The organism is Paenibacillus antibioticophila, assembly GCF_000455265.1.
Lineage (GTDB): Bacteria > Bacillota > Bacilli > Paenibacillales > Paenibacillaceae > Fontibacillus > Fontibacillus antibioticophila.
On sequence record NZ_HG005141.1, the window covers coordinates 259,986 to 270,896 of the forward strand.

Sequence of the window (10,911 nt, forward strand, 5' to 3'; positions counted from 1 at the left end):
CTCAATGCTGCGCAGCGCCTCCACATCTTTAGGGGACGCAAAGGTAATAGCGATCCCCTTCTCCCCCGCCCGGCCAGTCCGGCCGATGCGGTGAATGTAACTATCGACATCCTGCGGAATGTCGTAGTTGAACACATGCGTGACGCCCTCCACATCAATGCCGCGGGCGGCTACATCCGTAGCCACCAGCAGCTCAAGCTTGGCGTCTCGGAATGCGCGCATGACCTGCTCGCGCTTCGACTGCGACAGGTCGCCGTGCAGCTCGTCCGAAGCGAAGCCCGCAGCCTGCAGCGCCTCGTTCAAGGTGCTGGCCCGGCGCTTCGTCCGGCAGAAGATCACCGCCAGATAAGGCCGGTGCTCGCGGATCATTGCCTTGAGCGCGTCCTGCTTCGAACGGTCCGTGCAATCCACAACAATTTGCTTAATGCTATCCAGGGTAACCCGTGAATTTTCAGCAATTTTGATATCGCGCGGCTGGGACATGTAGTTCTTCGCCAGCCGCTTCACATTATCCGGCATCGTCGCCGAGAACAGCATCGTCTGCCGATTGCGCGGCACCTGGGCGAGAATATCCTGCACCTCGGCCAGAAAGCCCATATGGAGCATCTGATCCGCCTCGTCCAGTACCAGAAAGCGCACCGCACCCAGCTTCAGCGAACCGCGGCGCAGATGGTCCAGCAGCCGGCCCGGCGTGCCGATGACGATCTGTGTGCCGTTATGCAGCTTGCGAAGCTGGCGCTCCACATCCTGTCCGCCATATGCTGCGAGCACGGACAGTCCTTCCCGGGCGGTAGCCAGCTTACGCGCTTCCGCTGTAATCTGAATCGCCAGCTCCCGCGTAGGCGTAATAATCAGCGCCTGGGCATCCGGCTTGGCCGGCGAAATCTTCTCCAGAATCGGCAGCAGAAAAGCCAGCGTCTTGCCGGTCCCGGTCTGGGCCTGGACGATGACGTCCTCGCCTGCGACGGCTACCGGAATGGCCTGCTCCTGTACCGGGGTTGGACTCACGATTCCTTGCCCCTGCAATATGTTAACCACGGCCTGGGACACACCCATGCTCTTAAACGTTATCGTCAAAATACATTCACCTCATTAGTTATTAAGCCGCTTTGCTCTCCCCGCGACTTCTCAAGCACTATTGTAACAGAGTCTGCAGTACAATTCCTATTCTCACACCAAGGGCCGGTGTGCTCCGGTAACCCCGGCACACCGGCCCTGAAATGGCCTGTATTTATCAGGATTCAACTAACGCTTGCGCCTCGCCCGCATAATAACGCGCAAGCTCCACCATCATGCTGCCCATACGCTCTTCCCGCGGAGCTACGATGCGGGGAACTCCCGCTTCATGCAGCCCGTGGGCCGTAACCTTGCCCACCGCTACAGCTACGACAGGGCCGCGGAACGCCTCCAGCAGCTCCTCGCGCTTTCCTTGTGACGCGGCATGCTCCAGCAGAAAGCGGACCTGCGGGGCACTCGTGAACGTCACCGCATCGGCTTGTCCGCCAAGCAAATCGGAGAGCAGCAGCTCCAATTGCTCCTCTGGAGGAGCAATATGCCGATACGGCAGCAGCTGTCGCAAATGGGCGCCCTGCTCCTCAAGCCAGGAGGACAGTCTCGGGGCCGTATCTCCATACAATTGGAGAATGACCTCCTTGCCCTCCAGCACGCAGCCCCCCGCCTGAAAGCTGCGGATCAGTCCCTCGGAGCTGCCGTCATCATCACGCACCCGGGCGGACAAGCCGTTCTTCTTCAGAACGTTAACCGTCTTATAGCCTCTGGCAGCAATATGGCTATTCTCCAACACCTTGAGCCAGGCCGCCGCTTGTCCCGATTGCTCCGCCAGATCAAGCAGCGCATTCAGGCCGACTCCGGTGGTGAACACCGCCCAGTCGGGCGGATGCTCCATCCAGTCCGCCAGCCCCTGCCGCAGCTCCTGATCATCGAGCAGCACGGTTCCCTGGGCCGGTCTCAGCAGCGGAATCCCGCCCATATTTTCGACGAGCTTACTCAATTCCTCCGCCCGCCGCGGTCCGGTGATTGCAATTCTTTTCCCCTCTAATCTTCGCGCCATACTGTTCTCCTCCTGGCCTGAATAATCGGTACGGAGGCTTCCCTCCACCTTCATGACCTCATTGAATGGAATGTTAGTCCGCGAGACGGTAGCCTACACCGCGAACGGTCACGATATATAGTGAATTTACAGCACGATCTCCCAGCTTCTTGCGCAGGCTCTTGATGTGGACATCGACGATATTGCTGCCGCCCATAAAGGTCGTCCCCCAGACTTCCGTCAGCAAATCTTCCCGGGACAGCACCGCCCCCTCCCGCTCAATCAGCTTGGTAAGCAGTTCATATTCGGTCTTCGTCAGTTCAAGGATTTTGCCATCCTTATAGACGCTCATCTTCTTGCGGTCAATCCACAGATCCTTGTATATCGCCGTGGCTGAACCGCTAAGCAAACGGGAGGAATCGCTCCGCTGGGGCGTTGTTCGCATAAGCCGGCGCGCCCGGTAGGTCACCTCTCCGGAGCGTGACGGCCATACCAGCAGCTCCTGATTCGGCATCTCCTTGCTGAATTGAAGCAGCAGGGCCTCGCTGACAAGCAGCATGGAAGGCACCTCTCCCGCTTCCTGAAGCAGCGCCTGCACCTTGGAGATTTCTTCCCGGCTCCGGACCGGAGTCAGGTCGAAGATAAGCAAGTCGGCGGATTGGGCATTGCGAATCCCCTGGTCCCAATGGTGGAACACCAGTACATCGAAGCAATCCTCGGAAAGATCCCGAACCAGCTCGTGAATCCCGCTTGGATATGGACTGACAAGAATGACCCGTTGGGTCACCGGGCACATCATAATCTCTCCGTCTGCCGGCGCCTCAAATGCAGGCTCCTGCGGACGGCGAATCGGCGTTATATTACCATTCTGCAGAACGGCTCGCTTCATGATCTTTTCTGCTGGCATGCTCCACACACCCCCCCGAATACGACATGTGCATGGTGCACCTCATAGCCGGTCTCGCCGGCGACCGCCAAGCTCCAGTCTGCAGGAACCTGGGTCATGACCTCATCCACTCGTCCACACACTTCACACAAAATATGCTGGTGCTCATCCAGCTTGGCATCATAGCGGCTTGCCGCTTCGCCCAGCTTGAGCTCCCGGATCATCTCTTTATCCACGAGGTAGCGCAAAGAATTGTACACCGTTCCGTATGCAAAGTTATATCCCTTTTCCACCAGCCGGTTCATGACCTCCGCAGCCGTGGGATGATCATGAGCCTGGCGTACGACATCATAAACAGCTTGACGCTGGGTTGTAAGATTCAAGGCTTTCATCTATGCAATCAGTCCTTTTTGTAGTTTGAACTATTTAGAATTAGTATAAGTCTTAATTCATTATTCGTCAATTTTATCGGATTCCATTCCGCTTCGTTTCCAAACCTCCATCGGTGGTAATAATGTACAGCAGAATCCAAAAAGGAGGAACTCTCATGAACAGCAGCTCATTCACTTCTACAGGTCTGCCCCGGTACCCTGAATCCTTATGGAGAAAAACCGCTTCACTCCCTGATTTTCCCGTTCTGAAAGACGACCTGACCACCGACGTTTTGATTGCAGGAGCGGGAATCACCGGGATCACTTCCGCTTATGCCCTGATCCGGGCAGGCTACAAAGTCGCCGTCATTGATGCCGGAAGGATCCTGGACGGAACGACAGGCTTCACAACCGCTAAAATCACTTCCCAGCACGGCCTGATCTACCGTCACTTGGTCGATCATTTCGGGAAAGAAGCTGCCCGGCAGTACTATAATGCCAATGAAGAAGCCAAGCGTTATATCGTCGATATCGCACAGGAGCACCAAATCGACTGCCAGCTTCACAAGGAAGATGCCTACCTGTACGCCGACTCGGAGCAGCAGCTCGCCGATCTGAAGATGGAATGGGAGGCCTATGAGCAGCTTGGTATTCCGGCGGAGTGGACCGATACCCTGCCGCTTCCGATCCACGTGCTGGGCGCCATAAAGATGCCGAACCAAGCCCGTTTCCACCCCTTGCTCTATTTAAAGCATATGGTGGAATACATTTCTTCGCACGGAGGGGCTTTCTACGAGCAGACTACAATGGCGGATAAGGCCGAAGAGCAGGAGGACGGCAGCCTGCTGCTGCATACCGAGAACGGCTTCAAGATAACCTGCCGCTATGCGGTATCCGCCTCCCACTTCCCGTTCTATGACGGCGGTGGGCTGTATTTCACCAGACTTCACGCCGAGCGGTCCTATGTGGTAGCCCTGGAGCCCGAGACAAGCTTCCCGGGTGGAATGTATATCAACTGCGGCGATCCGAAACGGTCGCTTCGCGCGGCAGAGTGGGACGGCAAGGAACTGATCCTCGTCGGCGGCGAAAATCATAAAACAGGCGATAGCGACTGTACAATCAAGCACTACGAGACTCTGGAGCAATTCGGAGGCTCGACCTTCGGGGCGAAGAGCATTCCTTACCGGTGGTCGACTCAGGATCTGATCACGATCGACCAGGTCCCTTATATCGGTCCCGTCACCTCCAAGCACCCCCGAATCTTCGTTGCTACGGGCTACGCTAAATGGGGAATGACTTCTGGCACGCTGGCCGCTCTGCTGATCACCGACCTGATTCAGGGTAAGGATAACAAGCTTGCCGATTTATTCTCCCCTTCCCGCTTCAAGGTGAACCCGGGACTTAGAAATCTCGTCGTGCAGAATGCGGATGTCGCCAAGGAGCTTATTTCAGGGAAGGTTGAAATGGTGCACCGAAAGCTGGTGGATCTGATGCCGGATCAAGGCGCGGTCGTCAAGCATCTAGGCAAACGGGCGGGCGCATACCGGGATCCGGAAGGCGTCATCCACCTCGTTGACACCACCTGCACCCATTTGGGCTGCGAATGCGCCTGGAATCAGGCGGAGCGCTCCTGGGACTGCCCTTGCCACGGCTCCCGCTTCGATTACAAGGGACATGTTCTGGAAGGTCCGGCAACCGAAGACCTTTCCCGTCTTACACCGCAATACGGAACAAGGGAATAGCATGACCGCAAGCCAACACAGGGCAGTAATCCGCTCACAAAAAGGACCCGAGCCGGGAGGCTCGCGTCCTTTTTGTTCTTTTCAGGCTCATTGGACCAGCTATGGATTAGCAACGTGACGTTATGGAGCAGTGCAGCTGTTTGCAGCAGTTGTATGTTTTTTCGTACATATCAGCCTATTCGCTCCCGGCAAACCGGGCATTTAGATGGTTTTTCGTATAAAATCTGCCGTTCTGCCCGATACCTGACGGTATTTAGGTGGTTTTTCGTACAAAGCCAAGAAATCACGGCCATAACATTAAGTGTTTGTACGATTTTCCGTATAAAATCAAACTACGAATTCCTTCCGCTCCAGCTTGGGTCTGGCTCTTTAATGAACAGTATGACCAGGGAAACCCCCGATTTTACAAATAGAGAACTTACTTTCGTTCAGGATAACTTATCTAGAACCTCAAAAAGACTGTGATAGTTAGCTAACAGGAGTGTATCCTCAACTTTTACACCTGACTTGAAAAATAGGATGTCGCCTGTGCCTTGGTTCACCTGATTTTTAAGTTCAAGGATTTGTTTCAAGTGTTTGGCTGTTCCAATACTTCCAGAGATAAAATCGACATCCTTAGGAAAAACTCTCCTGAGGCTGTTCTCAAAATAAGGGAAGTGGGTGCAACCAAGCACCACCGTTCCGTACTGCTTCAGGTCAAAAAGGGATAATTCTTTTTCCAGATAGGGGACCATTTTCTCTTCATCAAATACAAAGTTTTCAGCGAACTGAACAAGCCCGGGAAGCGGCAAACTGTCTACACTCTCCCCCTGACCTATGCGCTGAACCAAATCATTATACTTCTTCTCCTTTAAGGTCAAATTTGTAGCTAATACTAAAACCTTCTTCTGTTTTCCCGCCCATCTCTCAATGGCCGGCTTTACGGCAGGCTCGATACCTATAACGGGAAAGTCATAGCGCGTGCGCAATTCCTCAATAACGATACTGGTGGCTGTATTGCAGGCAATAACTAAAGCCTTAACCTTTTGGGCAGCTATAAAATCTACGGCATCAAGAATGTATTCTCTAACTTCTTCCTTCGTTTTTTCTCCATAGGGAACATGCAAAGTGTCTGCGTAAAAAAGATAATCTTCTTGGGGCAACAATCTCAACGCTTGATGAAGTACAGTTATTCCACCTATGCCAGAGTCAAAAAATCCTATTCTCATAATTCCACTCTTCTCATGAATAATTGAAAATGATCGTACTGCTCTTAAGTGCATTCCGCTTCTTTTATAATTATACTGCTCATAAGCTTAATTAACTATCGGTACTTCATAGCTCCTTCTTGCGTTCATAAAGAGGAGCTATTTTTATTTTACCACTATCTTGCATTATTCAGTACCCAGTGATATCATCTTCTTAAACCACTACTGAACATTAATCAGTACAATACGCGTATGCCTTCGCTATAAGGTTTGAACATTAGCATCATCACTAGTTCAGCTTATATGGACCATGATAGCTGTGCTCGTACATTAACTAGAATTCTGGATTGAGGTGATTGCAGCTTGGATATTAGCGTTCAATTCAAAAAAGGCGCTCTGGAGCTATGCGTGCTGGTTCTGATTCATGAACAGGACCGTTATGGCTACGAGCTGGCCCAATCGGTCTCCGAACATATCGAGGTTGCCGAGGGTGCGCTCTATCCGCTCTTGCGCAGGCTCGTTAACGAAGGCTATTGCACGACTTATTTGCAGGAGTCGTCTGAGGGACCTCCCCGGAAGTATTACAAGCTGACCGCCTCCGGAGAGACACATATGAAAGTGCTGGTTAGAGAATGGCGGCTGTTTACGGCCGGTGTATCGAAACTTATCGAGAAAGGAAGCCGAATATGAATAAAGAACAATTTCTAATGGAGCTTCAAGGGCATTTATCGGTTCTGCCGCCTGAAGAATACCATGAATTAATGGAGGATTATGAGGCCCATTTTGCCTTTGGACTGCAAAACGGCAAGACCGAGCAGGAGATTGCCCGGGAGCTTGGAGATCCGTATGAGCTTGCGCAAGAGGCCTTAAGAGAACGCAATACCGAGAATGAGCATGTATATTGGTCCAACCCTGCTGATTATTCATTTTCTCAGCCTTCATCACAGGCAACTCCCTTATCCGGCCTGCCTGCGGCCAAACCGCGCAGAAGTGCAGCGCAGACACTTGCGGTATCGGGCCTGTTTCTGCTGAACCTTGTCGCCGTTCCTCTGATCTTCTCATTCTGGGCAGTTGTCGTATGCATCGCGATCGCCGCAGCCGTCAGCATCCTCTCCCCTGTGCTGGTGGGTCTGGATTATGCCTTCGGAAACGGATTTTTTCCGGCCAAGGCCTATGCATCATTATTCATGGTGGGTATCGGGATTCTTCTGGGGCTTGGATGTAAACCTTTGTTCAAAGGGATGCTCTCCTTATCCCTAAGCTATAAGAACTGGCATAAACGCATCGTCAGAGGAGGACAACAAAATGAATCCTAAAAAATGGTCTCGGCTCTCCATCCTATTTATCCTCATCGGAATTGCCGGCATGGCGTACGAAGGCTTTCGCTTTACCGACAAGCTTCCATACTTTGAAAAACAGTGGCAGCTGGATTCCATCCAGGAGCTTCGCATCAAGAGCGGTTCAAATGTGAATATGAAGTTCATTCCGAGTCAGGACGGCAGCAATTATATCGAGGTCTCAGGGAATATGAAGCAGAAACTGATCGACAGACTGGAAGCCTCCGAGGTTAGCGGACCGAAGGTTTCTCTGGATCTGACGAATCCGGAGTCCTGGAGCTTCTTCACCGTGGACTTCCAAACGACGGATCAAGCCATTACTGTCGCTCTATCTGATACAGAGCTTATAGAACGCGTGCAGGTCGAACTGAGCCATAGCAATGGTACCTTCAACGGATTACAGGCGAATCGGATCGAGCTGACGACCCTGTCCGGCAACCTGAAGCTGGATTCAGCTTCTGCCGAACAGCTTGACATGGAGACCGCCTCGGGCAATATCACCCTCTCGGGCCTTACCGGTTCGGCAAGGTTAAAGGTAGTCTCAGGTAATATCAAGGCGGACTCGGTTCAGGGAGATCTTCAAGCGGAAGGCTTCTCCGGGAATATCACGATCCGGGATCTTCAAGGCTCCAGTGTAATCAAAAATACTTCGGGGAATGTCAAACTGGAGGATCAACGCTCTGATCAGCTTGATATTAAGGTGACCTCCGGAAATGTTACGCTATCCCATGATCAAGCCTTTAAGGGCATCTATGATCTGAAGGCCGGTTCCGGCACGGTCAAGGCACCGGATTCGCCCATGGAGACGAGGGACGTGATCAAGATTCGGACAAACTCGGGAAATATCCGCATCGATTGACAGCGGCAAGCCGGGGATCCTCCTAAACAGAAGAACAGGTCAGGCAATATGCTGCCGGGCCTGTTCCTCTGCGATGACTTCACGGTACGCGCTCAACGAGTGCCCCGCTACAATCTCCAGCATCTCCATGGAGGCCGCCGGCAGCAATTGCCTTGCGTAATTCCAGGCGTTCTCCTCGATTTGCAAGGCAAGGCGGCTGCGGTCCAGCCGAGATTCACAGGCATCCATCGAATCACTGAGCTCGGACAACTGAGGGTCCTGCGCATGCCCCAGTTCATGGGCGAGCACAATTCGCAGAAGCTGCTTACAGAGCGATAACGACGCCGAGCCAAACATAATACGGCACTGCTTACGAATTTCATAAAGATACAGGGTTACGCTATGGTCGGAAATACTGTATTTCCCCCCTACATTCCTGCCGCCGGGGAAGCGGTGCTTCAACCGCACCCGGGCCTGGCTTCCGGATTGTTTCAAGAGCTGCTTCACGATCATTCTGGCATTTAAGATATACAAATTAAAACTCCTTGCTGTACGGAAATGAAGTCTAATCTTGCTTTGGACATAAGCCCGGCCATGACGGCCAACGCATCTTAAAATGATTATAGAGAACTGCGCTCTGAAAAAAAACAAGCAAGCCGCCTTCATTTTTTATTCTGCTTGCATAATAAGAGCTCTCGTCATATAATCTCCATATCTTGTTATTTCGAAAAGGAGGTGGGGAAAGTGGATCGCAATTTAGTATGGAATCGAGTCAGCCAATTGCCTATGGCATTATCTGGCATTGTTCATGTTCAGACCTTCAACGGGATTAGTCTGTCCATTTTTACAAACTCGATATCCAAATCCAATTGCGAAAACCCGCTCCTCCCCTGCCTCACTGACTGATTTAGTCGCTGTGCGCGCTAGAAGGCTGCAGGAATTTCCTGCAGCCTTTTTTGTTGTCCCGGCAGGTTTTCCGGAGCGGTTGAAAGGAGAATCTCCATGATGATTCAAGGTCAAAGCATTCAAAAATATTACGGTGCCGAGCTGGTGCTGCAAGAGGTCACATTCGAGGTCAAGGAAGGCGAACGAGTAGGACTGGTCGGCCGAAACGGCACCGGCAAGACGACGCTGCTGCGCCTGCTGACAGGAGAGGAAGCGCCTGACCAAGGGCAGATCATGGTCCGAAGGGACGCCGTGATTGCCTCGCTGGCACAAATTCCGGATTACGGACTGGAGGAAACCGTCCTTGGCGTACTCCGTTCCCCCTATAAACAGCAATTAGAGGCATTGCAGGAAATGCGCCGCCTGGAGGCCGAGATGGGCAACTTGAACGGGACGGGCGGTGAGGAGCAGCAGTTGAACAGTCTGCTCCAGCAATACGGACGGCTGCAGGAGTTGTTTGAGCAGGGCGGCGGTTACAGCATGGATTCCGAGATCGACCGGGTTGCCGCCGGGATCGGGATTCCCCGCTCCTATTTCGACCGCCCCTTCTCTTCCCTCTCCGGCGGGGAGAAGACCAAGGTCGGCCTGGCAGTGATTCTCCTTCAGCGGCCTGACTTGCTGCTGCTGGATGAGCCAACAAATCACCTCGACATGACGGCTATCGAGTGGCTGGAAGAGTTCCTGAGGGACTACGCAGGGACCGTGATTGTCGTCTCTCATGACCGTTACTTTCTTGATGCGGTTGTACAGAAGATTATCGAGCTGGAGGACGGCGAGGCGTTCACCTATCACTGCAGCTACAGCCGGTACAAGGAGGAGAAGGAAGCCCGCCTGCTCCAGCAATTTGCCGATTATCAAGAACAGCAGAAGAAAATCAAAAAAATGCAGGAGACGATCAAGCAATTGATCGAATGGGGCAACCGTTCCAACCCGCCGAATCCGGGGTTCCACCGCCGGGCTGCTTCCATGCAGAAGGCGCTGGACCGCATGGTGAAGCTGAAGCGCCCGATTCTGGAGCGCAAGCGGATGGAGCTTCAACTGGATCCTTCGGATCGTTCAGGCAAGGATGCAATCATCCTGCGAGAGCTTAGCCACTCTGTTGCTGAGAGACAGCTGTACCAAGGGATCAGCCAGACGCTCCGCTACGGGGAGCGAGCCGTGCTGATCGGCGGCAACGGAACAGGCAAGAGCACCTTGATGAAAAGCATTCTCGGCCTGATCCAGCCCGATGCGGGCGAGGCCAGGCTCGGGGCCCGGGTTGAGCCGGGCTACCTGGCTCAGGAATCGGCGCCGGCCGAGGAGAACGGAAGTGTCCTGGACTACTTCCGCAGGGAGCTCGGCATGGAGACCGGGGAAGCACGAGGCCAGCTGGCCCGCTTCCTCTTCTATGGCAGCGACGTGTTCAAGAAGGTGCGGAGCCTGTCCGGCGGCGAGTGGACCCGCCTGCGGCTGGCGATGCTGATGTACCGCAAGCCGAATCTGCTGCTACTCGACGAGCCGACGAACCATCTGGATATCGAATCCAGAGAGGCGCTGGAGGAGACGCTGGAGGAGT

At 53.3% G+C, this 10,911-nt stretch carries 11 protein-coding genes; 5 read left to right on the plus strand and 6 right to left on the minus strand.

The window, feature by feature from the left end:
• From TX85_RS18270 to TX85_RS18285, 4 genes are all read right to left on the minus strand, one after another.
• On the minus strand, positions 1-1,056 hold a 1,056-nt coding region (locus tag TX85_RS18270; protein WP_044481631.1), incomplete at its 3' end, for a DEAD/DEAH box helicase.
• A gap of 178 nt (positions 1,057-1,234) precedes the next feature.
• The gene (locus TX85_RS18275; RefSeq protein ID WP_044481150.1) at positions 1,235-2,071 is read right to left on the minus strand and encodes a uroporphyrinogen-III synthase; all 837 of its coding nucleotides are present in this window, start codon (positions 2,069-2,071) and stop codon (positions 1,235-1,237) included.
• 73 nt (positions 2,072-2,144) lie between these two features.
• On the minus strand, positions 2,145-2,957 hold the full coding sequence (locus tag TX85_RS18280; protein WP_049895049.1) for a response regulator transcription factor: 813 nt from the start codon (positions 2,955-2,957) through the stop codon (positions 2,145-2,147).
• Positions 2,936-3,328 carry a Fur family transcriptional regulator gene (locus tag TX85_RS18285; protein ID WP_044481151.1) on the minus strand — a complete coding sequence of 131 codons (393 nt, stop codon included), beginning with the start codon at positions 3,326-3,328 and terminating at the stop codon, positions 2,936-2,938. Before TX85_RS18285 ends, TX85_RS18280 begins: the two co-directional genes overlap by 22 nt.
• 155 nt (positions 3,329-3,483) lie before the next feature.
• On the opposite strand from TX85_RS18285, the gene TX85_RS18290 reads away from it, so the two are divergent.
• A complete protein-coding gene (locus TX85_RS18290; protein WP_044481152.1) occupies positions 3,484-5,049 on the plus strand; it encodes an FAD-dependent oxidoreductase in 1,566 nt (521 codons plus the stop codon).
• A 428-nt stretch (positions 5,050-5,477) separates the two neighbouring features.
• Here the strand turns inward: TX85_RS18290 and murI are convergent, their stop codons facing one another.
• On the minus strand, positions 5,478-6,257 hold the full coding sequence (gene murI, locus TX85_RS18295) for a glutamate racemase (protein WP_044481154.1): 780 nt from the start codon (positions 6,255-6,257) through the stop codon (positions 5,478-5,480).
• A 342-nt stretch (positions 6,258-6,599) separates the two neighbouring features.
• Here murI and TX85_RS18300 point away from each other — a divergent pair, with 342 nt between their 5' ends.
• From TX85_RS18300 to TX85_RS18310, 3 genes are read left to right on the plus strand one after another with little or no spacing between them, the layout of a single operon-like run.
• Complete coding sequence (locus TX85_RS18300) at positions 6,600-6,926, plus strand: PadR family transcriptional regulator (RefSeq protein ID WP_044481155.1); 327 nt, start codon at positions 6,600-6,602, stop codon at positions 6,924-6,926.
• Complete coding sequence (locus TX85_RS18305) at positions 6,923-7,552, plus strand: DUF1700 domain-containing protein (RefSeq protein WP_044481156.1); 630 nt, start codon at positions 6,923-6,925, stop codon at positions 7,550-7,552. The genes TX85_RS18300 and TX85_RS18305 overlap by 4 nt, the downstream gene beginning before the upstream one ends.
• Positions 7,542-8,432, plus strand: coding sequence for a DUF4097 family beta strand repeat-containing protein (locus TX85_RS18310; protein ID WP_044481157.1), 891 nt, complete (start codon positions 7,542-7,544; stop codon positions 8,430-8,432). Before TX85_RS18305 ends, TX85_RS18310 begins: the two co-directional genes overlap by 11 nt.
• A gap of 39 nt (positions 8,433-8,471) precedes the next feature.
• On the opposite strand, the gene TX85_RS18315 is transcribed toward TX85_RS18310, so the two are convergent.
• Positions 8,472-8,945, minus strand: a complete 474-nt coding sequence (locus TX85_RS18315; RefSeq protein WP_233500794.1) for a hypothetical protein — start codon at positions 8,943-8,945, stop codon at positions 8,472-8,474.
• Between the two features lie 468 nt (positions 8,946-9,413).
• Here TX85_RS18315 and abc-f point away from each other — a divergent pair.
• On the plus strand, positions 9,414-10,911 hold a 1,498-nt coding region (abc-f, locus tag TX85_RS18320), incomplete at its 3' end, for a ribosomal protection-like ABC-F family protein (RefSeq protein WP_044481158.1).

Coding starts and splice junctions, on each gene's coding strand:
- TX85_RS18290 (WP_044481152.1), top strand. CDS start 3,484: ATGAACAGCAGCTCATTCACTTCTACAGGTCTGCCCCGGTACCCTGAA.
- TX85_RS18280 (WP_049895049.1), bottom strand. CDS start 2,957: ATGCCAGCAGAAAAGATCATGAAGCGAGCCGTTCTGCAGAATGGTAAT.
- murI (WP_044481154.1), bottom strand. CDS start 6,257: ATGAGAATAGGATTTTTTGACTCTGGCATAGGTGGAATAACTGTACTT.
- TX85_RS18305 (WP_044481156.1), top strand. CDS start 6,923: ATGAATAAAGAACAATTTCTAATGGAGCTTCAAGGGCATTTATCGGTT.
- TX85_RS18275 (WP_044481150.1), bottom strand. CDS start 2,071: ATGGCGCGAAGATTAGAGGGGAAAAGAATTGCAATCACCGGACCGCGG.
- TX85_RS18310 (WP_044481157.1), top strand. CDS start 7,542: ATGAATCCTAAAAAATGGTCTCGGCTCTCCATCCTATTTATCCTCATC.
- TX85_RS18285 (WP_044481151.1), bottom strand. CDS start 3,328: ATGAAAGCCTTGAATCTTACAACCCAGCGTCAAGCTGTTTATGATGTC.